Origin of the sequence: Kribbella sp. NPDC050459, from assembly GCF_040655315.1 — a bacterium.
In the GTDB taxonomy this organism is placed as follows: domain Bacteria; phylum Actinomycetota; class Actinomycetes; order Propionibacteriales; family Kribbellaceae; genus Kribbella.
Genome location: NZ_JBFAJQ010000006.1, coordinates 128500 through 150963, shown reverse-complemented (window position 1 = coordinate 150963; position 22464 = coordinate 128500). Strand labels below are relative to the sequence as shown.

Genomic DNA, 22464 nt, shown 5'->3' with positions numbered 1-22464 from the left:
ACCCGCCCCTCAGACAGCAGTTACGCGGACAGTAGCCGGGAGGATACGGCAAGCAACCGCCCTCCGGGAGACCTGAAGCCAGGATCCCGATGGTCCATCGCTCCCCGCAGCCATACTGTTACCCCGCTCGCGGGCAGTGCCATCCTCGCCGTCACAGTTCCCGGCCAAGAGTGACACCTTCGGTACCGTCGTCATAGCTCCTCTCCCATGCCCGCTCAGGTCGGCCAGGCAGCGCACACCATGCCACACGCCGCGGACAGGTTCGAAAATCCGTGCGAAGAGCATGATAAAAGAACGCACTCCTGATCACGCATAGTAACCGATCCGATGGTCACCCTGTGGAAAACTCTCCCGCGCCGACGGGGTCAAATTCGGCTGTGGACAACCGCTTGCCGACGGCGGTCGCGGGCATAAGGTCGGAGTGACCCCTGCTACCCCTGGAGGACCAGGATGGAAACTCGCCGACTGGGCAGGCTCGGCCACCAGAGCTCGGTACTGATCTACGGCGCCGCGTCGCTCGGTGGCGTCGACCAGGATCGCGCCGACGCGTCGATCCAGGAGGCCCTCGACGCCGGCCTCAACCACTTCGACGTGGCCGCCGACTACGGCGACGCCGAGCTGCGCCTCGGCCCCCGGATGCCGGAGATCCGGGACCGCATCTTCCTCGCCACCAAGACCGGCCGCCGGACGTTCGAGGAGGCCTGGAGCGAGATCAACCGGTCGCTCGAGCGGCTACAGACCGATCACGTCGACCTGATCCAGATGCACGCCGTCTGCGACTTGGAGAACCTCGATCTCGTGACCGGCAAGGGCGGATCGCTCGAAGCCGCGATCCGGGCCAAGGACGAAGGCATGGTCCGGGCAATCGGGATCACCGGCCACACCGCGCAGGCGCCGGCGGTGCACACCGAGGGACTGCGCCGCTTCGACTTCGACAGCGTGCTCACGCCGCTCAACTACAAGCTGTCGACCGACCCGCAGTACGCCGCCGACTACGCCGTCCTCGTGGACGCGGTCAAGGCGTCGGACGCCGCACTGATGACGATCAAGATGATCGCCCGGCGGAACTGGGCAGAAGGCGAGCAGAAGTCGTACGACACGTGGTACCGGCCGTTCGACGAGCAGCGCTACATCACCGCCGCGACCGCCTGGCTGCTGAACGGTCATCCGGAGATCACCGGCCTGGCTACGGCGGGTGAGACCCGGCTGCTGCAGCAGATGATCGTCGCAGAGCGCGAGCGGGCCGACCTGACCCCCGAGGCCGCCGCGTCGATCCTCGACGAGGTCAAGGACTACGCGTCACCCTTCGTCGACATGCCCATCTGACAACGTGGCCCAGGTCACATACGAGACTCCGCATTCCGGTCACGCCGTACGCCGTACGGGATCTCCGTACGGCGGCCGCCGCCGCGCGGGAACAAGTCCGGGGGCGGTCGGTGTTGACTACGTCGTACTCATCTACTTTCGGAGGTCGTAGTGGCAACGGTCGAGCTGACCCAGGAGAACTTCAACGAGGTGGTCGGTAGCGACGGCCTGGTGCTGGTGGATTTCTGGGCAGAGTGGTGTGGCCCGTGCAAGATGTTCGGGCCGGTGTTCGAGAAGTCGTCCGAGACGCACGGTGACATCACCTTCGGCAAGGTCGACACCGAGGCTCAGGTCGAGCTGGCGCAGGCCTTCCAGATCCGGTCCATCCCGACCCTGATGGCGGTCCGCGACGGCGTTGTCCTGTACTCGCAGGCGGGTGCGCTGCCGGCGGCGAGCCTGGAGGACCTGATCGGCCAGCTGCGCGCGGTCGACATGGAAGAGGTCAAGTCCCAGATCGCCGCCCACGAGGCTGAGCACGGGTCCGAGCCGCACACTCACTGACACAACCCCACCAGATCCGGGAGCTCAGCTCGAGCTCCCGGATCTGCTGTGTCCGAGGCGGGGGTCGGTCGTACGGCGCATCAGGTGGGACGTGCCGACCTCGGTGGTGAAGCCCCAGCGGGCGTAGAACGGGAACAGCTCGGGCTGGCAGACCAACTCGAGGCTGCGGACGTCGGCGAGCGCCGGGTGGGTGACGACGGCGTCGAGCAGCGCGGCGCCAACGCCGGAGCCGCGATGAGGCTCGGCGACGATGTGGCTCAGTAGTCGCGAGAGCTGAGGACGCAGAACTCGTTGCCCTCCGGGTCGGTGAGGACGGTCCAGGTGGAGTCGTCCGACTGTCCGACGTCCACGCGCCGAGCGCCCAGAGCTTCGAGGCGGGCGATCTCGGCGTCGCGGTCCTGACTGGTGTGCGGGGCGAAGTCGAGGTGCAGCCTGTTCTTGACCGTCTTGCCCTCAGGCACCGGCACGAACACCATCCCAGGGCCGATCCGCTCCCACGCGATGACGGTGTCCAGCTCGAGCCAGCCCGGCACGTTCACACATTCGTCGTCGGTCTCGATGATCGTTTTCCAGCCGAACGCCTCGGCCCACCAGGCCGCCTGCTTGCGGACGTCGTGGCAATCGATCACGACCGTGTACCACCTGAGCACCATGGCATCACCGTCCCACAGCCCACCGACAGAAAAGAGCGGGCCCTGGGCAGGAGAAAGATTGCCAGGGCCCGCTCTCGGGGCTGACCGGAGCGGCGTCGTGGTGGCCGGGTGGTGGCGGGCAGGTGAGGTGGCTGCCCGAGGAGGGTCACCGAAAGCGCTACACGATCAGCGGGACGGAGGGGCCACGTCGCTGGAGCCCCTCCAGGTCGTCAGCGGAGCGGGTTGAAGGGACGCAGCTCCTCCGGGGTGCGGCCGGTGGTGATGGTCTCGGCCAGCAGCTGCCCGGTGATCGGGCCGAGCGTGATGCCCCACATGCCGTGCCCGCCGGCGGCGAAGACCCGCGGCGACGCGGTCGCGCCGATCAGCGGCAGGCCGTCCGGGGTGCAGGGCCGCGGCCCGACCCACTCGAAGGTCCGCGCGTCCAGGTCGGCGTCCCGCAGCAGCGGCCGGGCGCCCTCGACGATCGCGTTGATCCGGCGCGGGTCGAGCTTCGCCCCGGGCTTGCGGAACTCCATCATTCCGGCGACGCGGAGCCGGTCCCCCAGCGGCGTGCAGGCGATCCGTTGCGCCGGGAAGTACACCGGGCCGGCCGGTACGTGGGCCATCGGCACGCTGAAGCTGTACCCGCGGCCCGCCTGGACGATGGTCTTCACGCCGTACTGCCGCGCCAGGTCGCCGAGCCATGCGCCGGTCGCCATCACGACCGCGTCGAACGAGTCGGTCTCGCCGTCGCCCGTGACGAGGCGGACACCGCGGATCTCGTCGACGATGTCGCGCACGTCGACACCGCTGATGATCTGCCCGCCGCGGGCGCGCACCGCGTCGGCGAGCAGGCCGACGTACTCGCCGGGGTTGATGAAGCGCTGCCCGTGCAGCCGGATCGCGGCACCGATCTGGTCGGACAGCGACGGCTCGATCTCGCGGGCGTCGTCACCGCTGATCGCCTCGAACTCGATGCCCTGGCCGGCGGCGTGGATCTGCTCGATCTCCTCGAGCAGCACCTTGCGCTCCTCGACGGTCCGGTAGGCCGCCAGGAACGACTTGGCCGCGTACGTCTGCGCCTCGACGCCGGCCTCGGCCAGGAAGTCGAAGGCGGTCAGGGCCTGCCGGTTGATCGGGACCAGCGCGTCCATCGCGGTCTTCCAGCGGCCGGCGGTGCTGTTGCGAGCGAAGCGGGTGAGGAACGTGAGGAGCCGCGGGCTCGCGGTCGGCGGGACGTACACCGGCGAGGAGGGGCTCAGCACCGCACGGACGCCGTACTTGAGGACCGCTGGTTCCGGCAGCGGGGTGGCCAGACCGGGGGTCAGCCAGCCGGCGTTGCCCCAAGAGGCACCCGCGGCGACACCCTCACGGTCGAGCACGGTCACCTCGACGCCCGCCTCCTGGAGGAACCAGGCGGTGGCCAGGCCGACCATGCCCGCGCCGACGACGGCGACGCGATCGGGGACGAGGTGAGTGGATCCAGCTGTGGTCATGTATCGATGGTGGGGCCGCCACGAGCGGCTGTCATGGTGCGATCACACCATATCGGCGACAAATGACTGTGCTCAGCGCACAATAACCTCATGACCTCCTCCTCCGATCTGATCGTGGCTGTCGGTCCTGCGCTGTTCGAGGTCGTGGTGCCCGGCAAAGGCGACAGTGAGGTCCGGGACGTGTTCCTGGCCGACCCACAGGAGCCCGCGACCGGTCAGCCAGGCGATCTGGTGCTCGGACTCGGTCTGCGCGACGCAGAGGACGCTGTGGAGCTTGTGGAGCGCTGCGCCGCCGGCAACGCGTCCGGAGTGGTTCTACGTACGGCGTTGGCGCACGAGCCGACTGTTGTCGCCGCGGCGGAGCGGGAAGTCATAACACTGGTCGCACTGCAGCCGAGCGTCACCTGGGCGCACGTGGTCTGGCTGCTCCGCGGCGTACTCGACCGGGCGGCCGCACCGGACTCTCCCGCCGCCGGAGACGCCGGTGTCCATCAAGAGCTCTTCGCGCTGGCAGATGCCGCCGCTGCGATCGTCGACGCACCCGTGACGATCGAGGACAACCAGTCCAGGGTCCTGGCGTACTCCTCCGGTCAGGACTTCACCGACCCGGCCCGGGTGTCGACCATCGTCGGACGCCGGGTGCCGCCCGAGGTGATCGCGCATTTCCGGGCCCGTGGCATCTTCCGACGGCTCGCACGGTCCAGTGAACCGTTCCTGGTGCCAGCCGGACCGAACGGCATCCGCCCGCGCCTCGTCGTACCGGTCCGGGCTGGTGGTGAGTGGCTGGGTTCTATCTGGGCCGTTGTCGACGGTCCGGTCAGTGATGCGGTCACGACCGAGCTCAGCAACGCCGCGTCCGTCCTCGCGTTGCACTTGTTGCGGCTGCGCGCACAGGCCGACGTGGCGCGGCGGAGTGCGATCGACCGGCTGCGGACGATCCTGCGGCAGTTCTCGCCGGACAACCCGATCGACGTACGGCTCCCGCCGCAGCCGTGGCGGGTTGTCGCGCTGGGGTCGCCCGACGGGTACGACGTACCGCAGCAGCTGGACCTGTGGGAGTCGACCGGTCGTCGGCACGGGTGGAGCGAGCCGCAGCTGGCTGACCTCGACGGGACCGTGCTCGCCGTCGTCACGGACTCTGACGGGCCAGGGTCCTGGAACTGGCTGCAGAAACTCGTGCTGGAGCAAGCACCAGGCACGTACGCCGCGGCGGGCGGTCCCGCGCGCGGTCCGGCCGATCTGCCGAGCTCACGGGCCGAGGCTGTCGAGCTGCTGGGACTGGTACGGCGGGGTGTCGCACCGGGGCCGGCGTTGCGGGTCGAGGAGGCGTGGCACGTGCTGACGGTGCACCGCGCGGTGACGTCGCTTGATACCACCAAGATGGATGGTCCGCTCGCCACGCTGCTGCGCCACGACATCGAGCACGACACGGGCTACGTGGAAACGTTGCAGGCGTGGCTGGACTTTCCGGGGCAGCCGCAGCGGGCGGCGCGGGAACTGCACCTGCACACCAACACGTTACGGCACCGGATGAAACGAATCGGGGAGATCGCCGCGCTGGACCTGTCGGATCCGCGGGAGCGGTTGGCCTTGCAGTTGCAGATCGCCGCCGTGCGCACAGAACACTGAGATCTACGCCACAGGTCCATGTAACAAGGCTTCATATTCCGGCAACTGCTGGGCAACATCCGCCTGACAGAGTCTTCCTTGTCAGCAGGTCCGACCTTTCACCAGGAGGCCGGAAAGGCTGCGGGTCCGAGCTTTTCACCAGGAAGCTCGGGCCACCCGTGGGCCCGGCGGTTGTCTGAGCGATCGCCGGGCCCCGCGGCATTTCCGGACGTTGCCTAGGACAACCTGTTCACGATGGTGCGGTAGACGCCCGGCAGGGTGGCCGCGGCGGGGACGATGCGCGGCGCGAGGAGCGGGCGGTTGCGGGCCCACAGCAACGACGCGGTGAGCAGGCGGCACTCCCAGGAGACACGGCGCCAGGCGGCCTCGTAGTCCTGCGGGCGGTCGGCGCGGAGGCAGTCGACGAGTTCGGCGGAGGTCCGGAGCGCGACGGCGATACCTTCGCCGGTCAGCGCGTCGACGTACCCGGCGGCGTCACCCACGAGCAGGACCCGGCCGGCGGTACGGGCGCGGACGCGTTGGCGCAGCGGGCCGGCACCCATCACAGCACTTGCTGCCGGGGCGCCGCCCAGGCGACGCTTCAGGGCCGGGAAGGCGTCGAGGTGCGAGTCGAAGGTGCCGCGGGCCGAGGTGAGGATGGCTACGCCGACGAGGTCGTCGGCCACAGGTGTCACGTAGGCCTCGCCCAGCTTTGACCAGTAGACCTCGACGAGATCGGTCCAGGGCGAGACCTGGAAATGCTGCCGCAGACCGCGGCGTACCTCTCCCGAACTATCACCACACAACTCGAACTGGCGGCGGATAGGTGAGTGGAGGCCGTCCGCGGCTGCCAAGTAGCGGGCGGTCAGGCCGCCGGCGGTTACCAAGTCCGGCGTTTGGGTGATCGGGCCCATCCGGGTGGGGATGACGGGGATGTTCAGGGATGCCAGCCGGGACATGAGGGCGGCGTGGAGGGTGGTGCGGCGTACTCCGAGGCCGGGTCCCGCGGTGAACAGGGCGTCGACGGAGTGGGCGTCGTCGAGGTAGCGGATTCCGTGGAACGGGCGGCCGGTGAGTTCCACGCCGAGGCGGGACAGGTACGAGACCGCGCTGTGGGCGATGCCTTCGCCGCAGGCCTTGTCGATCGGGGCCGAGCGGGGCTCGACGACGACAACCGACAGGCCGGCCAGGGCCGCGCGGATGGCGACGGCAGCGCCGGCCGGCCCGGCGCCGGCAACCAGCAGATCGACATCGGGCCGCATTCGGTTCACGGCACGAGGGCGGATTTCAGGGCCGCGTTCTCGGTCCGGATCCGCACGGCCAGCAACGGGATGTTCAGCACCGTGAACACCAGCGCCGTCACCCAGGCCGTGTGGACCAGCGGGAGCGCGATGCCCTCCAGCACGACCGCCACGTAGTTCGGGTGCCGCAGCCAGCGGTACGGGCCGCGGGCCACCAGGTGGAGACCTGGTACGACGATCACGCGCGTGTTCCACTGATGCCCGAGCACCGCGATGCACCACCACCGCAGCCCCTGCGCCAGCAGCACCACCACGAACATCGTCCAGCCGAGCCACGGAATGAACGGCCGGTGCATCGCCTCCACAATGCACGCCGCCAGCAACAACGTGTGCAAGGCGACCATGAACGGGTAATGCCCGCGCCCCGACTCCACACCGCCCCGCGCGAAGCTCCACCGCGCGTTGCGCAGCGACACCACCAACTCCGCGACGCGCTCGGCCGCGACCAGCAGCACCAGACCCAAGTACCAGCCGTACATCACCACTCCAGCAGAACGAGTTCCGAACAGAAACCCGGCCCCATCGCCAGCAACAGTCCGGGACCAGCAGGATCCAGCTTCATGGTGTCACCGAGGACGTGCAGCACCGAGGATGACGACAGGTTGCCGACCGCATCGAGCGACTTCCAGGTCACGTCCAGCGCCCCCGGCCGTAACGACAGCGTCTCCGCGACCGCCTCGAGCACCTTCGGGCCGCCCGGATGGCTCACCCATGTCCCGATCTCCGGCACCGTCAGCCCGGCCGAGCCGAGGAACTCCCGCACGTCGCCGCCGAGGTAGGTCCGGACCACTTCGGGCACGTCCGCCCCGAGCACAATCCGGAACCCACCCGCTCCGACATCCCACCCCATCACCCGCTCCGAGTCGGGGTACAACCGCGAACGCGTCGCCACCACCGACGGACCTGACGCCGCCGGATGCTCCGATCCCGTCATCACGACCGCCGCCGCGCCGTCCCCGAACAACGCCCCGCCGACGAGGTTCGGCAACGACGCGTCGTCGCGCTGCAACGTCAGCGAACACAGCTCGACCGACAGCAGGACGGCGACATGCGAAGGCCAGGCCGTCAGGTAGTCGTGCAGTCGCGCGATGCCGGCCGCTCCCCCGACGCACCCGAGCCCGAACAACGGCAGTCGTTTCACGTCCTCACGCAAGCCCAGCCGCACCGCCACCCGTGCGTCGATCGACGGCGCCGCCACGCCGGTCACCGTGGTGAACATCAGCAGGTCGACGTCGTCGAGTGTCAGCCCGGCGTCCTTGACCGCTCCCGCGACCGCTTCGGCGCCGAGGTCGACCGCGGCCGCGATCCACGCGTCGTTCGCCGCGCCGAAGTCGTCGAGCGTGGCGTACTGCTCCAGCGGCAGCGCGAGATACCGGTGCGACACCCCGGCGTTCGCGTGCAGCCGGCGGAGCAGCGCCGTACCGCGGCCGTCGGCCAGGCACATCGAGGCGAACGCGTCGGTCAGCGCCGACTGCGGATAGCGGTACGGCGGAAGCGCGGGCCGGACCGCTGCGATCCGCGTCATCGTGGCATCGTTACGTCGGTGAGAGCACTGCGGACCGCCGAGGGTCTGGCTCTCGCCTGCCATCCGGGGCCGACCGTCGCCGTCACCGCCCTGGTCACCGCCGTCGCGTGGTCGGCCGGGCGAAGTCCGGCCGGGTGTCTCCTCGTCGCAGCAACGATCCTCACCGGCCACCTCTCGATCGGCTGGAGCAATGACGCGATAGATGCCGCCCGCGACACCATTGTGAACCGACGGGACAAGCCCGTGGTGCGTGGACTGGTGAGTCGCCGGACGCTTGCCGTGGGTGCGGGCGTCATGCTGGTCGTCACCGTTCCGCTCTCCCTCGCCAACGGCATCGCGGCCGGACTGATGCACCTGCTGTTCGTCGCCTGCGCCTGGGCGTACAACCTGGGGCTCAAGTCCACCGTGATCTCGTGGCTCCCGTACGCCGTGGCGTTCGGCGCACTGCCCTCGTTCGTGACGCTCGGGACCGCGCAGGTCTGGGCCCCGTGGTGGGCGACAGCGGCGGGTGCACTTCTAGGAGTCGGTGCCCATCTGGCAAACGTCGTACCCGATCTGGCCGACGACCTGGCCACCGGTGTCCGCGGCTGGCCGCAGCGCCTCGGCTCCTACGCCCGGCTGCTCGCGCCGCTCCCGCTGGCGGCCGCGACCGGCCTGCTGGTCGTCGCCCCGGCCGGCGCGATCGGCGTCATCGGCTGGATCGCCCTCGCGCTGGTCGCCGCCCTGCTCGTCACGATCCTGCTCTGGCGCAACGCACCGTTCCTGATCACGATCGCGATCGCCGCGGTCAGCATCATCTCGCTGGTCCTCCGCGGCGACGCCCTCGTCTGACCGGCAGCTCGACAGTACGTATACGTCCACTGGGGCGCCGCGGGCGGTCGGCTGAGCGTGGCGGCGGCGCGGCCGGCCGGACACCTCCTGTCGAGCTGCCGGTCTCAGCCTGCGTCCGGCTTGAGTGGTGCGTTGCTGCCGAGGATCGCGGCGGTGAGCGCTTCCGCGGGCTCCTTGGCGGCGCGCGGGTTCGTGATCAGCACCAGGTCGATGGACGGCAACTCGGGCAGCCCGGCGCCCGGCGGGGGCTCGACCAGGTCGGCGGGCATCAGCGAGCGGGCGAAGATCGCGATGCCGAGCCCGGCCCGGACGGCCGCGAGTACGCCGTTGACGCCGCGCACGATGCAGGTGATCCGGCAGGTCCGCCCGGCCTGCTCGAGGGACTGCACACCGAGCGACCGGCTCAGCGAGGGCGCCTGGTACGCGACCAGCGGCACCGGCCCGTCGGGGGCGATCCGGGTCCCCGCGATCCCGGCCCAGACCAGCGGGTCGCGCCGGACCAGGCGGCCGTTCGGCTCGTAGCCGCCGCCGGCGCCGTGTTTCACGTAGGCGAGGTCGAGGTGCCCGGACTCGACGCGGCGGAGCAGGTTCGGGCTCTGGGCGACGGTCAGCTCGAGGTCGATCCGCGGGTACAACTGGCGGAAGTCGCGCAGGATCTTCGGCAGCGGCGTGAGCGCCAGGTCGTCGGTCACGCCGAACCGCAGCCGGCCGCGCAGCTCCGAACCGGTGAAGTACCCGGCGGCCTCCTCGTGCGCGGCCAGGATGGTCCGCGCGAATCCGGCCATCGCCTCCCCGTCCGCGGTCAGCGTGACGGTGCGGGTGTCCCGGACGAACAGCGGCCGCCCGACGGCCGTCTCGAGTTTGCGCACATGTTGACTCACGGTCGGCTGCCGGATGCCCAGCCGCTCGGCCGCCTGGGTGAAGCTGAGCGACTGCGCCACCGCCAGGAACGTGCGCAACTGGTCCGGGTCGTACATCGATAGACCTCCCATTACGTGACGCAATAAGACTAATAGGAGTAATTCGCTGGGGGAATCCAGCACTCACCCCTGAGGATGGACCTGTCCTCCCCTGACCAGTTCACTCGCGTAGGGATCGCTCTTGACCTCCCGGGCCACCGGCACCGTCCCGTCCACCGACTTCCATCTGCACCGCCCCACCGACTCCACCAGCAAGCTCCGGGAGCAGCGCCGCCCGGGCTTCAAGGACACCTTCAGCGCATTGCGGGTCCGCAACTTCCGCCTCCTGGTCAGCGGACTGCTGGTCAGTTCGACCGGCGGCTGGATCCAGCGCATCGCCCAGGACTGGCTGGTGCTCACGCTCACCGGCAGCGCCACCGCGGTCGGCATCACGACCGCCCTGCAGTTCCTCCCCACCCTCGTGCTCGGTCTGTACGGCGGCGTGATCGCGGACCGTTTCCCGAAGCGGAAGATCCTGCTCGTCACGCAGATCACGATGGGCACCTGCGCCGGCCTGCTCGCGCTGACCGCCTTCACCGGCAGCGTCCAGGTCTGGCACGTCTACACGATGGCCTTCGTCCTCGGTCTGGCGACCGCGGTCGACAACCCGACCCGGCAGTCGTTCGTCACCGAGCTCGTCCCGCGGGACACAGTCCGGAACGCGATCAGCATGGTCTCGTCGACGTTCCAGCTCGGCAGCCTGATCGGCCCGGCGCTCGGCGGTCTGCTGCTCGGCACGATCGGCGCGGGCTGGGCGTTCGCGCTCAACGGACTCACGTTCTTCGCGTCGATCAGCGCGCTGCTGCGGATGCGCGAGAGCGAGATGCCCGGGTTCCACGCCGCGCGCACGGCGAGTGCCGGGATGCGGATCCGGGACGGGCTGCGCGACGGCGTCCGGTACGCGTTCCACGAGCCGGCCGTCCGCTGGGCGATCGCGCTGGTCGGGATCTACGGCATGTTCTGTATCAGCCTGCCGGTGACGCTGACCGCGTTCGCCGACCGGGTCTTCCACACCGGCGCTTCCGGGTACGGCGTGCTGAACTCGGTCGTCGCGTTCGGCGCCCTCGCCGGCGCGCTGCTCTCGGCCCGGCGCGTCCGGCCGAGCCGGCTGCGGAACCTGATCGGCATCGCCTGCCTGCTCACGATCACCGAGGTACTGGCCGCCCTCCAGCCGTCGCTGTGGACGTTCATCCCGGTGCTGGCGTCGATGGGCATGGCGACGCTGATGTTCCTGACCGCGGCCCAGTCGATGGTCCAGCTGACCACTCCGGACGGCCTGCGCGGCCGGGTGTCCGGGATCTACAACCTGGTCTTCATCGGGGGCGGCGCGATCGGCGGGCCGCTGGTCGGCTACCTCGCCCAGCACTTCGGTGCCCGGTGGGCGCTGATGCTCGCGGGTCTGGTCCCGGCGGTGGCGACGGTCGCGATCGGCCTCCGGCTGCGGCGCGACGGCCGGCTCCGGCTGGTCCTGGTACGGACCAGGTCGCCGTGGCACCAGGTCCCGATCCGGCTGAATCTGCAGCAGACCGAGATCCAACTGTCGGCCCCGAAGAGCACGCCGATCACGCGCACGTCGCGCCCCTTCATCCTCGGTCGTCGGCAACATGCGCGCATGGACTCGCATCTACGCCCGATGCGCACCCGCCGCCGCCCGCAACACCAGTGAACTCCTGGGGCGGGGCTGCGCTGCCTTCCCGGCCCTGCCCCAGGCTCTTTGGGCACGCACCAACCACTTTCTCCCGCGACGCATGGTTGGCCGGTGCTCAAAGCTCGCGGTCAGCCGACGGAGCCGCCGGTGCCGGTGGAGGTCGACGACGAGGCGCCGAGGGTGTTCAGATCCGCCTGAGCGGGGTGAGCCCGGCCTAGTGGCCCGGCGGCCATGGCCACGATCAGGTTCAGCGTCAGCTTGCGCGCGAACGCGACACCTCTTTCGTCCAGCCCGTGCTTGGAGTTCGGGCCGCGCAACGACGGCACCCAGTTCATGGTGCCGACGTCGACCACGCCGGCGCCCGACGGCACGGTGTAGTAGATCGCGTCGGAGAACGTGTGGACCGACGGGCCACAGGACACCGGCGAGTGCGCGACGACCTGGAGGTTCGCGGGTGTTCCTGGTATCGGGTAGGCCCGGTCCACCTCGGTCGCCACGAGGCCCGGGTACGTCGATCCCTTGGTTGCGCCCGTGCCGGCGTACAGGAAGAAGCCCGGGTTGTGGACGATGAACCGCCCGACCGCCGGGAAGCACTCGTAGAGCATGCCAGTGAGCGAGTTTTCGGGGCGCGGATCCGGCCTGCTCCGCCACTTCGCGGTGGTTTCCGGCCGATTCCGCAGCGGGTCGAGGGCCGCGTCCTTGTAGCCGACCAGCATCCGGTTCGCGCCGAGCGGGCCGGGCTCGTAGCGCACCCGCCAGTACACCGCGTTCGCACCGAGGAACGCGACGTTCGTCCCCGCATCCCGGGCCTTGGTGACCGCATCGCGCATCGCGACCGTCCAGTACTCGTCGTGCCCGGGCGACACGATTCCCCGCGCGCCGGCCAGCGCGGCCGGGTTGGTCGCCACGTCGACACTGGTCAGGTACGCCAACCGTACGCCGCTGCGCTCGGCCAACTGGATCAAGGGCAACTCGGACTGTACGAGGGTCCGCGCACCGTTGCCGTCGTACGGCCGGTCGAACGTGACCCGTTGGGCGCGCGAGGCCAAGGACTTGTCGGGGCCGTTGTAGAGCGAGTAGCCGCCCCACTCGTTGTAGGCCTCGTACGTGTTCACGGCGTTGACGATGACGACCGCTCCGCGCGTCGAGTCCGAGCGAACCGTGATCGGGACGTACTTCTGCTTGCCGCTCGCCGCAGTGAGCATGATTAGGTACGCTCCGGCCGGCCAGCCCGTCGTCGGCACGGTCAACGTCGGTTTCCACGTGGTACTGACCAGGTGGTCGGACCGCCGGACGACGGGTGCGGGCTGAGCGCGCCCCGGAACGGCCGGCGATGTCCACACCAGTCGGGCTCCGGTTCCGCCGTACCAGCCGATCCGGAACGCGCGCACGGTGAAGGCGCCCGCGGCCGACGTCACGAACAGCCGGAACGGTTGCCCGCTGCGGACGCTGACGTGATCCGCGAAGCCGGCGAGTTCCATCGGTCCGGCGATCCGCCTCGAGTCCATCCGCCAGGCCGTCGTACCCCGCTTGGCGTTCTCCGCGACTGCCCTCACACGGCCGGGAGCCGACGGCGTGGTGGATGGCGTGGTGGATGGCGCCGTCCGCGTCGGCCCGCCCGCGGTCGGCGCGGGACGCGGCTCCGGAGCCGCCGACGAGCATCCCGCCGCCAGCACCGTCACGGCCACACCGAGCACCACTGCCGATCGCACTCTCGGCATGGTAGTTCGGAACGGGCCGGGAAGAAGACCCGCGCGCCCCGGCTGGATCGGGGCCGGGGCGCGCGAACTTGCCGGCGGGCGGGCCGGCAACGGCGGCATCAGGGAGCGGTGATGACGCCGACCGGGAGCACCTTGACGGTGCGGTGGTGCTTGGTGCCGCCGAGGACCACCTGGCGCAGCGCGACATTGTTGTTCGTGCTCGACTCGAACAGGCGGTGTTCCGGGTTGGCGGTCACCTGGACGTAGTACGTGCCGTTCGCCAGGTTGGTGATGTCGAAGGACTGGCCCGGCAGTGTCTGCTCGTAGGTGTCGCCGGAGCCGACGTCCAGCACCTCACGAACCGACAGCGAGCCGTGGTCGCCGCACGCGGTGTGCAGGTCGGTGTTGTCCGGGTGCCAGTTCGCGTTCTTCACCGTGTAGTCGATGGAGTCCGTCGCGGCGAGACAGAACGCCTCCTTCTGACTGCGCACGACCTCGGTCTGCTCGGCGTTCAGCAGGCTGTAGCGCGCGAAGTCGGTGAAGTGCCAGTGGGTGTGGCCGTCGCGGCCGTCCCACTCCATCGTGCCGGTGTTCTGGTACCCGACCTGCTTGCCCTGCGCGTTGTAGAAGTACTGATAAGCGTCCATCAGGTCCTTGCCCTGCCGACGGAAGCCGTCCAGCACCAGCGGCGACGGGCCCGCGTTCCACACGGTCGCGGAGAACTGCAGGAAGTCCTTGTTCGCGTCCGGCGTCCCCTCGTCGCCGGTCGCGACCTGGATCCCCCAGGCCGGCACCGCCCGCAGGTCCGGCTTCGGTCCGTGCGGCACACTCGCCCGGCCGGTCGGACGCGTCGCGTTCGGCTTCGGTGCCGCCCGGCCCGCGATTGCCTGCTTGGCCGCCGAACCCTCGGACTTCCGCACCGTCACGTTCAAGGTCACCGCCGACTCCTTGGCGGGGATCTTGAAGAAGTCCCGGTAGGCCTTGTTCACGGTAATCGTCGCCTTGTACTTGCCGAGGGCAAGCTGTACCGGATCGCCGCCGCCGTACGTCCGCGCGGACCAGCCGGTCTGCAGTCCCCACACGGCGCCCTGCGTGAACGGGTTCGCCGTACAGCTGTCCGGGTACGGCGAGGTCGCCGGCGCATCCGGACGGGTCCGCGAGCCGTCGCCGTTCAGGCAGATCCCCTGGTCCTTGTCGAGCACCTTCTTGCCCGCGGCGTCGGTCAGCGTGACGTGCAGGAACTTCCCGAGACCGGAGAAGTCCGTGACGAGACCCTTCGGCAACTTCCGGACCGGCTTGCCGTGCACGTACTGCGCCGCCACGACCGGCGAGCTGTACGACGCCCGCGTCGCGCGCACCTCGACCGGCGCGTTCCCGGCCACCAGGTGGGTACCGAGGTCGAGATCCACGCCGTAGTCCTCGACACTCTCCAGCGTGACATTGGTGCTTCCGGCAACCAGTTTCACCGGCGGCCGGTCAGCTGATGAATCTGATGACGCCGACGCACCGGCGGCCGCGAGCGCGACCAGTCCGGTGGCCCCGGCCGCGGCGACCGCCGTCCGGCCGAGTTTCCTTGCGTTCACGATGACGGAACCCCCTCCTGCTGCGGCCGGCATCCTCACGATCCGGCCTGTTGCTGGTACGACGACGCGGCCGCGGAGCGAAGTTGATCAAGGTTCCATGGCAGTCCTGTCACAGGAAGTGACAGGAAATGACAGAGCCTCAATACTTGACTGCGTAAATTAAGCCGACCTAGGCTCGACGGCGTCCGCTCACGCCTCCCCCGGAGGACGTTCACATGTCCTTGAGACGCCGCACCGCAACAGTCCTGGCTGCCGTCGCCCTGGTGTCGACAGCAACCTTGACAGCAGCCCCCACCGCCCCCGCCGAAGCGATCCAGGAGCAGCAGCCGACCTACCCGCAGATCGCCGCGAAGCCCTATATGGGCTGGAGCAGCTGGAGTCTGCAGTCGACCAACTATCCGGGCGTCAACCCCGACGGCCCCGGCAGCTTCATCAGCGAGAAGAACATCCTCGCCCAGGCGAACGCCCTGGCGACCAAGCTCAAGCCGTACGGCTACGAGTACATCAACGTCGACGCCGGCTGGCAGGACGGCGGCGACGAGTACGGCCGCCCGGTCGCCAACCTCAAGCGGTTCCCGCGCGGCATGAAGGCCGTCGGCGACGACATCCACAAGCTCGAGCTGAAGTTCGGCATCTACACGGTCGTCGGTCTCGGCAAGGACGTATACCGCGACGGCAACACCCCGATCTACGATGCGCCCGGCTGCTTCACCCGCGACATCGTCTACCCGGACCTGCGGACCACCAACGGCTGGGATGCGGCGTACAAGATCGACTACGCGAGCCCGTGCGCGCAGAAGTACGCCGACTCGATCGCGAGGCTGTTCGCGTCCTGGGGTGTGGACTTCATCAAGATGGACGGCGTCGGCCCCGGCTCCTGGAAGGGTGCGCCGGACGACCCGAACCACAACAACACCGAGGACGTCGAGGCCTGGTGGCGCGCGGTGCAAAACGCCGGCCGGCCGATGATGTACACGCTGTCCTGGTCGCTCAGCCACCGGTACGCCGACGTGTGGAAGCGGAACTCGAACGGCTGGCGGATCGACACCGACGTCGAGTGCTACTGCGACACCATCGTGAAGTGGGACAGCTCGGTGAAGGCCCGCTGGTGGGACGTCGCGCAGTGGATCGACGACGCCGGCCCGGGACACTGGAACAACCTGGACGCGATCAACGTCGGCGTCGGCGCGATGGACGGCCTGACCGACGCGGAACGCCAGTCGTACATGACGTTCTGGGCGATCAACTCCGCGCCGCTGTTCGCCGGTGACGACCTGACCAAGCTGGATGCGTACGGCCTGAAGCTGCTGACGAACCGCGAGGTCATCGCGATCAACCAGTCCGGCAACCCGGCGCGCCCGCTCGACCAGGACCAGCTGCAGCAGGTCTGGTACGCGCAGAACGCCGACGGCAGTACGACGGTGGCCCTGTTCAACCTGGCCGACTCCCCCGCGACCGTGACCGGCGACTTCGGCCGGCTCGGCATCACCGGCAAGGCGACGGTTCGCGACGTCTGGGCCGGTCAGAACGCCCGCAACGTCACCGGTTCGGTCAGCGCGAACCTGCCGGCGCACGGGTCGAAGCTCTACAAGATCACGCCGAACAACCTGGGCGCCGTCGGTAAGCCCGCGGACGTGACCGCGACCGACGTCAGCCGCACCACCGTCTCCCTCGCCTGGCGGCCGAGCGCCGGCGCCACGTCGTACCGGGTGTTTGCCAACGGCAAGCAGGTGGCGACCGCATCGGGTACGAGCGCGGTCGTGTCCGGGTTGCTTCCGCAAACGCCGTACACCTTCACGGTGACGGGTGTGCGAGGCAACGCGACATCAGAGGCGAGTGCGCCGATCACCCTGTCGACCTCGGCGTCGGGCGGGCCGATGCGGTACGAGGCGGAGGCCCCGACCAGTACCTTGACAGGCGACGCGGGTGTCTCCGGGTGCACGGCATGCTCGGGCGGTTCGAAGATCGGCAACATCGGCTACTCGTCGACGGTGACGCTGAACGGCATCACCGTGCCGGCCACGGGCACGTACCTGGTGAAGATCGCCTACACCGACGGCGACACCAGCCGGCAGAGCATGCTGACGGTCAACGGCACGGACAGCTACTGGGTGAACTACCACGGCCTCGGCGACAACGACTGGGGCACGCCGCAGGTCACCTACCTCCCGATGAAGCTCACCGCCGGAGCGAACTCGATCAAGGTCAGCAACCCGAACGGCTACATCGCCGACATCGACTGGATCACGGTCTAGTCGTCCAGATCCGCGGGGCCGGCACCACCAGGGCCGGCCCCGCGCTTGTACTCAGCGCGGCTCGACCGTGTACCGGATCGTCTGGGCGACGATCTTCCCGTTCTCGATCAGGTACGAGTCGACGCCGTCGCGGACCTGGACCTGCGAGTCCTGGTAGGCCCACTCGAGCAGCCCCATCCGGCCGTCGACGGCGACGTAGGTGTAGTCGAACGCCTTGTGCTCGGGCAGCTCACCGGCCAGCATCAGCGCGAGCTCCCGGACGCCGGCATGGCCGCGGAACGTGCCGCGGCTCATCAGGATCACGATGTCCTCGGACACGTTCCGGCGCAGATCCTCCGCCAGCACGTCCTCGAACGACGGGATTCCCACCCAGTTGTTCGCGATGTTCAGATGGTCGTCCAGCACCTCACGTGCCGAGCGCCGACTCAGGTCCCCCACGATCCCTCCCCCTGGCTCGCCGTACGACCTCAATGCTGCGACGACCGGCCCCGGCCGCACAAGCTTTACTGGAACCATGAGCGCCTACCCCGAACCTCTGGTCCCGCCCGGCGGCACCGCGCCGGTTCCACGGCGGATCCGCGCGATGCTCGACGACCGCGTCGTCCTCGACACGACCGACGCGATCTACCTGTGGGAGTTCCCGCCGTACCCGCAGTACTACGTCCCGGTCGCGGACGTCGCTGCCGGCGTGCTGACCGACACCGGCGAGACGAAGGAGTTCACGCACGGTGTGGCGCGGGTGCACAGCGCCGGATCCGGGCGTGCCTGGGTGTACGACGACGGTGTCGCGAAGGACCGCGTCCGGTTCCAATGGGACGCGCTGGACAGCTGGTTCGAGGAAGACGAGGAAGTCTTCGTCCACCCGAGAAACCCGTACGCGCGAGTCGACGCGGTCAAGTCGACGAGGCGCATCCAGGTCGCCGCCGACGACCAGGTCCTCGCCGAGTCGAGCGCTGCGGTGATCGTGTTCGAGACCGGGCTGCCACCGCGGTACTACTTCCCGCGGACAGCGGTGAACTTCGAGCACCTGACCCCGTCCGACACGGTCACCGCGTGCCCGTACAAGGGCCGCACCTCGGCGTACTGGTCGGCTCCGTCCGTCCCCGACGTGGCCTGGTCCTACGACTTCCCGACGGCGCCGCTGCTCCCGATCGCCAACCACGTCGCGTTCTTCAACGAGAACGTCGACATCACCATCGACGGCGTGCCGCAGGACCGCCCGATCACGCCGTTCTCGAACCCAGCTCAGCGACCAACGGACGGAAATGTGAACACGCGGTGACGGTCGGCGTCAGATGCCCGCGGTGGTCGCGCCGTCCATGGTGATGATCGAGGCGGTCACGTAACCGGCCCGCGGTGAGGCGAGGAAGACGGCGACGTCGGCGACCTCGGCGGGCTCGCCGGCGCGACCCATCGGGATCTCGCTGGTCATCTCGGCCAGCAGTTCGTCCTTCGGGCGGCCGGTGGCCCGGACCGCGGCCTCGAGGCCTTCGTCCACCCGGCCGGTGCGGGTCATGCCCGGGTTGATCACGTTCACCCGGACGCCCTGGCCCGCGTACGCCTTCGCGTAGCCGACCGACGCCAGCATCAGTGCGGCGTTGGCCGCGCCGCCGCCGATGTGCAACGGGTTCGCCGCGCGGCCGCCCTGGCCGACGATGTTCACGATCGCGCCGCTGCCGCGCTCGGCCATCCCGCGGATCACGGCCTCGGTCGCGTGCATGTACGTGAAGTACTTCGCCTCCATCGCCGCGTGCAGCGCCGCACTGTCCAGCTCGTCGACCGGCGTCCGCCGGGCCGCGCCGGCGCAGTTGACCAGGATGTCCGGTACGCCGATCCGCTCGAAGGCGGCCCGCGTCGCACCGGGGTCGGTGAGATCGACCGCCTCCGCCCGGAAGCTCAGGCCCTTGGCGGCGAGGTCCTCCTGCGCCTTCGCCAGGTTGCCGGTGTCCCGCGAGATGCCGACCACCGTCGCACCTTCACGCGTCAGCGCCTCGACACAGGCCAGTCCGATGCCCTTGCTCGCACCCGTGACCACCGCGGTCTTGCCCGAGAGTTGCAGGTCCACTCACTTCTCCTCGTTCATCGATGTGCTGAGCAACAAATTCGCAGCGGTCGCTTTTGTGGCAGTGATTCGTTCAGTACGATCAGTGACCAGATCGACACTCTTAGTTTCGACGCCTGATGCCCGAGCAGTTGCCCTGAGCACCGACGCCGGAGGACCCGTGCCGACCACGTCTCATTCCCCACCGACTTCCAGCGAACGCCTGTCCTGGAAGAACATTCTCCATCATGACCTCCCGGCCTCGCTGGTGGTCTTCTTGATTGCGATACCGCTGTCCCTGGGGATCGCCGCCGCGTCCGGCGCCCCACTCATCGCCGGCCTGGTGGCCGCCGTCGTCGGAGGTGTCGTCGCCGGCGCGCTCGGCGGCTCCCCACTCCAGGTCAGCGGCCCCGCCGCCGGTCTCACCGTGGTCGTCGCCGGCCTGATCGGCCAGTTCGGCTGGGCCGCGACCGCCGCCATCACCTGCGCGGCCGGCCTGTTGCAGATCCTGCTGGGCGTCACCCGCATCGGGCGGCTGGCGCTGTCGCTGTCCCCCGCCGTCGTGCACGGCATGCTCGCCGGGATCGGCGTCACGATCGCCGTCCAGCAGCTGCACGTGGTGCTCGGCGGCAAGGCGCAGAGCTCGCTGGTCTCCAACGTGACCGCGCTTCCCGCGCAACTGATCGCGCACCACGGACACTCGGTCCTGGCCGGCGTCCTCACGGTCGCGATCGTCCTCGCCTGGCCGCGAATCCCCACAGTGAAGGTGATTCCGGCTCCGCTCGTCGCCGTCGTCGCGGTCACCGCGCTCGCGGCCGTCGCGATGCCCGACGTCACCCGCGTCGACCTGCCGGACAACCCGTTGCAGAGTCTGGTGCTGCCGGCGATGCCCGCAGGTACGCCGCTCGAGATCGTCACCGCCGTCCTGACCGTCGCGCTGGTCGCCAGTGTGGAGTCGCTGCTGTCGGCCGTTGCCGTCGACAAGCTTCATCGCGGCCGGCGCAGCAACCTCGACCGCGAGCTGATCGGCCAGGGCGGCGCGAACGCGGTCTCCGGCGCCCTAGGCGGGATGCCGGTGACCGGTGTGATCGTGCGCTCGTCGACCAACGTCGCGGCCGGCGCCCGGACCCGCGCTTCCACGATCATGCACGGCCTGTGGATCGCGGCGTTCGTGCTGGCGGCGGGGTCGATGCTCGAGCTGATCCCGATGGCCGCGCTGGCCGGCGTCCTGCTCGTCACCGGCCTCCGGCTGGTGCAGCTGGCCCACATCCGCACGCTGCGCCGGCACGACGAGCTCCTCGTGTACGTCGTGACCGCGGTCGGCGTCGGCGTCCTGGGTTTGGCCGAGGGCGTGCTGCTCGGTCTGGTGCTCGCGCTCGCGCGGGTGCTGTACCGGCTGGCCCGCGCGACCGTGACCGCCACCGAGGACGACGGCGTGTGGACGGTCCGGATCCGCGGCGCACTGGTGTTCCTCGGGGTCGCGTCGCTGGTGCGGACGTTGCGGTCGATCCCCACCGGGGCGACGGTCCGGGTCGATCTCACGGTCGACCACCTGGACCACGCGGCGTCCGAGGCGATCGAGGACTGGCGGAGCGGTCACATCGCGCGCGGCGGCTCGGTCGAGGTGCATCGCGGCGGCGTCGCCCAGCAGCTCGACGACGTCCCGATCCGGGCGCTGCTGGCGAAGCTCGCGGCTGAAGGACAGCAGCCGGCGCACCTGTTCATCACCTGTGCGGACTCGCGGATCGTGCCGACGATGATCACGACCAGCGGACCGGGCGACCAGTTCTGCGTGCGGAACATCGGGAATCTGGTGCCGCCGAAAGGATCGAACAGCAGCTCGGTGGGCGCCGCGATCGAGTACGCGGTCGACGTCCTCGGGGTGAAGTCGATCGTGGTCTGCGGTCACTCCTCCTGCGGCGCCGCGGCCGCCGCGCTCGCGGCCGACGCCCCCGAGGGGTCCGGCCTGCACAACTGGTTGCGGCACCTGGAGCCATCCGTACGCCGGGCGCTCGCGCTGCCGGAGATCGCGGATCCGGCCGGCGGCGTGAAGTTGTCGCCGGCGGACAAGCTGTCGGTCGCGAACGTCGCCGTCCAGCTGGAGAACCTGCGCAGCTTCGACTGTGTCCGCCGGGCCGAGGATCAAGGACGGCTCGAGCTGATCGGACTCTGGTTCGACATCGGCGCGGCGACGGCCCGATCGGTGGTCGACCGCGCGCCCTTCCTCGTCCGCGCCGACGAGGAGCTGTCGAAGATCAGGAGCACCGGGACGGCGAGCGCGATCGCGACCAACCCGTCCAGCCAGTAGTGGTTCGCGGTCACCACGACGACCGTGAAGGTGAGCACCGGATGCGCGATCCACAGCCAGCGCCACCGTGACCGCGTCGCCCGGATCAGGACCACCGCGACCAGGAACGCCCAGCCGACATGCAAGCTCGGCATCGCGGCGAACTGGTTCGCCACCCCGGAGTCCGTGCTCGGTCCGTACACCGACTGACCGAGCAGGACACCCGTGTCCACCCAGCCCGGCATCATCCGCGGCGGGGCGAGTGGGAAGAACATGTGCCCGATCAACGCCAGCCCGGTCAGCGACGCGAGCGCCCAGCGCGCCTTCCCGTACGCGGCCGGGCGGCGGATCATCAGCCAGAGCAGCACTGCCGCGGTCAGCGGGAAGTGCACGCTCGCGTAGAACACGTTCGCGACCCGGGCGAGGCCGTCGATCGCCAGCGCGTGGTGCTGGATCGACGCCTCGCTCGGGAGGCCGAGCCTCGCCTCCCAGCCGATCAGCTCGTGCGCGTGCCGGAAGGCCGAGCCCGCATGCTCCGCCGACAGGAACCGGCCGAGGTTGTAGACCCCGAAGAGGAGGGCGAGCAGTCCGATCTCCCGCAGGATCCGCCAGAGGCCGCCGCGCTGCCGGTCCAGATCCGGCAGTGCCGGTTGCCCGACCCGCTCCAGAGTCACCTGCGCCATGCCGACCCCCACATCAAACCGAACGCTCGTTCTCTGAACTTCCACCCTG

General features: G+C 69.5%; 19 protein-coding genes and 1 pseudogene. 8 read left to right on the top strand and 12 right to left on the bottom strand.

Going from position 1 to position 22464, the window contains the following annotated elements:
* Positions 1-450 precede the first annotated feature (450 nt).
* Both AB0I12_RS21765 and trxA read left to right on the top strand, forming a co-directional pair.
* The gene (locus AB0I12_RS21765) at positions 451-1326 is read left to right on the top strand and encodes an aldo/keto reductase (protein ID WP_359932537.1); all 876 of its coding nucleotides are present in this window, start codon (positions 451-453) and stop codon (positions 1324-1326) included.
* Between the two features lie 150 nt (positions 1327-1476).
* Complete coding sequence (gene trxA / locus AB0I12_RS21760; protein WP_359932534.1) at positions 1477-1866, top strand: thioredoxin; 390 nt, start codon at positions 1477-1479, stop codon at positions 1864-1866.
* 24 nt (positions 1867-1890) lie between these two features.
* Here the strand turns inward: trxA and AB0I12_RS21755 are convergent, their stop codons facing one another.
* The 3 genes from AB0I12_RS21755 to AB0I12_RS21745 all read right to left on the bottom strand — a co-directional run bounded on the left by AB0I12_RS21755 (position 1891) and on the right by AB0I12_RS21745 (position 3994).
* The gene (locus tag AB0I12_RS21755) at positions 1891-2076 is read right to left on the bottom strand and encodes a hypothetical protein (protein ID WP_359933113.1); all 186 of its coding nucleotides are present in this window, start codon (positions 2074-2076) and stop codon (positions 1891-1893) included.
* 47 nt (positions 2077-2123) lie between these two features.
* A complete protein-coding gene (locus tag AB0I12_RS21750) occupies positions 2124-2519 on the bottom strand; it encodes a VOC family protein (RefSeq protein ID WP_359932531.1) in 396 nt (131 codons plus the stop codon).
* Positions 2520-2728: 209 nt separating this feature from the next.
* Positions 2729-3994, bottom strand: a complete 1266-nt coding sequence (locus tag AB0I12_RS21745; RefSeq protein WP_359932528.1) for an FAD-dependent oxidoreductase — start codon at positions 3992-3994, stop codon at positions 2729-2731.
* A 90-nt stretch (positions 3995-4084) separates the two neighbouring features.
* Between AB0I12_RS21745 and AB0I12_RS21740 the strand changes: the two genes are divergently transcribed.
* Positions 4085-5623, top strand: coding sequence for a helix-turn-helix domain-containing protein (locus AB0I12_RS21740; RefSeq protein WP_359932525.1), 1539 nt, complete (start codon positions 4085-4087; stop codon positions 5621-5623).
* Positions 5624-5838: 215 nt separating this feature from the next.
* On the opposite strand, the gene AB0I12_RS21735 is transcribed toward AB0I12_RS21740, so the two are convergent.
* Genes AB0I12_RS21735 through AB0I12_RS21725 form a run of 3 tightly spaced genes read right to left on the bottom strand, consistent with a single transcriptional unit; the run spans position 5839 to position 8428 of the window.
* A complete protein-coding gene (locus tag AB0I12_RS21735; protein ID WP_359932522.1) occupies positions 5839-6864 on the bottom strand; it encodes a monooxygenase in 1026 nt (341 codons plus the stop codon).
* A 5-nt stretch (positions 6865-6869) separates the two neighbouring features.
* Positions 6870-7382: an isoprenylcysteine carboxyl methyltransferase family protein gene (locus tag AB0I12_RS21730; protein WP_359932519.1), complete on the bottom strand. Its 513-nt coding sequence runs from the start codon at positions 7380-7382 to the stop codon at positions 6870-6872.
* Positions 7382-8428, bottom strand: a complete 1047-nt coding sequence (locus AB0I12_RS21725; RefSeq protein WP_359932516.1) for a type III polyketide synthase — start codon at positions 8426-8428, stop codon at positions 7382-7384. Before AB0I12_RS21725 ends, AB0I12_RS21730 begins: the two co-directional genes overlap by 1 nt.
* 18 nt (positions 8429-8446) lie before the next feature.
* Here AB0I12_RS21725 and AB0I12_RS21720 point away from each other — a divergent pair, with 18 nt between their 5' ends.
* Positions 8447-9259: a UbiA family prenyltransferase gene (locus AB0I12_RS21720; RefSeq protein ID WP_359932513.1), complete on the top strand. Its 813-nt coding sequence runs from the start codon at positions 8447-8449 to the stop codon at positions 9257-9259.
* Positions 9260-9363: 104 nt separating this feature from the next.
* On the opposite strand, the gene AB0I12_RS21715 is transcribed toward AB0I12_RS21720, so the two are convergent.
* Positions 9364-10236, bottom strand: a complete 873-nt coding sequence (locus AB0I12_RS21715; protein ID WP_359932511.1) for a LysR substrate-binding domain-containing protein — start codon at positions 10234-10236, stop codon at positions 9364-9366.
* A 124-nt stretch (positions 10237-10360) separates the two neighbouring features.
* Here AB0I12_RS21715 and AB0I12_RS21710 point away from each other — a divergent pair, with 124 nt between their 5' ends.
* Positions 10361-11884: an MFS transporter gene (locus tag AB0I12_RS21710; protein WP_359932508.1), complete on the top strand. Its 1524-nt coding sequence runs from the start codon at positions 10361-10363 to the stop codon at positions 11882-11884.
* Positions 11885-11994: 110 nt separating this feature from the next.
* On the opposite strand, the gene AB0I12_RS21705 is transcribed toward AB0I12_RS21710, so the two are convergent.
* Together AB0I12_RS21705 and AB0I12_RS21700 are read right to left on the bottom strand one after the other, a co-directional pair.
* Positions 11995-13578, bottom strand: coding sequence for a N,N-dimethylformamidase beta subunit family domain-containing protein (locus AB0I12_RS21705; protein WP_359932505.1), 1584 nt, complete (start codon positions 13576-13578; stop codon positions 11995-11997).
* A gap of 107 nt (positions 13579-13685) precedes the next feature.
* Complete coding sequence (locus AB0I12_RS21700; RefSeq protein WP_359932502.1) at positions 13686-15149, bottom strand: lysyl oxidase family protein; 1464 nt, start codon at positions 15147-15149, stop codon at positions 13686-13688.
* Between the two features lie 215 nt (positions 15150-15364).
* Between AB0I12_RS21700 and AB0I12_RS21695 the strand changes: the two genes are divergently transcribed.
* Positions 15365-17404 carry a fibronectin type III domain-containing protein gene (locus AB0I12_RS21695; protein ID WP_359932499.1) on the top strand — a complete coding sequence of 680 codons (2040 nt, stop codon included), beginning with the start codon at positions 15365-15367 and terminating at the stop codon, positions 17402-17404.
* 51 nt (positions 17405-17455) lie between these two features.
* On the opposite strand, the gene AB0I12_RS21690 is transcribed toward AB0I12_RS21695, so the two are convergent.
* Entirely contained in the window at positions 17456-17842 is a 387-nt protein-coding gene (locus tag AB0I12_RS21690) for a nuclear transport factor 2 family protein (RefSeq protein ID WP_355688801.1), read from the bottom strand.
* 76 nt (positions 17843-17918) lie between these two features.
* Between AB0I12_RS21690 and AB0I12_RS21685 the strand changes: the two genes are divergently transcribed.
* Positions 17919-18686 carry a DUF427 domain-containing protein gene (locus AB0I12_RS21685; RefSeq protein WP_359932495.1) on the top strand — a complete coding sequence of 256 codons (768 nt, stop codon included), beginning with the start codon at positions 17919-17921 and terminating at the stop codon, positions 18684-18686.
* A gap of 9 nt (positions 18687-18695) precedes the next feature.
* On the opposite strand, the gene AB0I12_RS21680 is transcribed toward AB0I12_RS21685, so the two are convergent.
* A complete protein-coding gene (locus AB0I12_RS21680; protein WP_359932492.1) occupies positions 18696-19469 on the bottom strand; it encodes an SDR family oxidoreductase in 774 nt (257 codons plus the stop codon).
* Here AB0I12_RS21680 and AB0I12_RS21675 point away from each other — a divergent pair.
* Positions 19360-21573, top strand: a pseudogene (locus AB0I12_RS21675) (SulP family inorganic anion transporter); the annotation flags it as partial. The gene AB0I12_RS21680 and the pseudogene AB0I12_RS21675 overlap by 110 nt on opposite strands.
* A gap of 14 nt (positions 21574-21587) precedes the next feature.
* Here the strand turns inward: AB0I12_RS21675 and AB0I12_RS21670 are convergent.
* Positions 21588-22415 carry a phosphatase PAP2 family protein gene (locus tag AB0I12_RS21670; RefSeq protein ID WP_359932489.1) on the bottom strand — a complete coding sequence of 276 codons (828 nt, stop codon included), beginning with the start codon at positions 22413-22415 and terminating at the stop codon, positions 21588-21590.
* Positions 22416-22464: the final 49 nt, after the last annotated feature.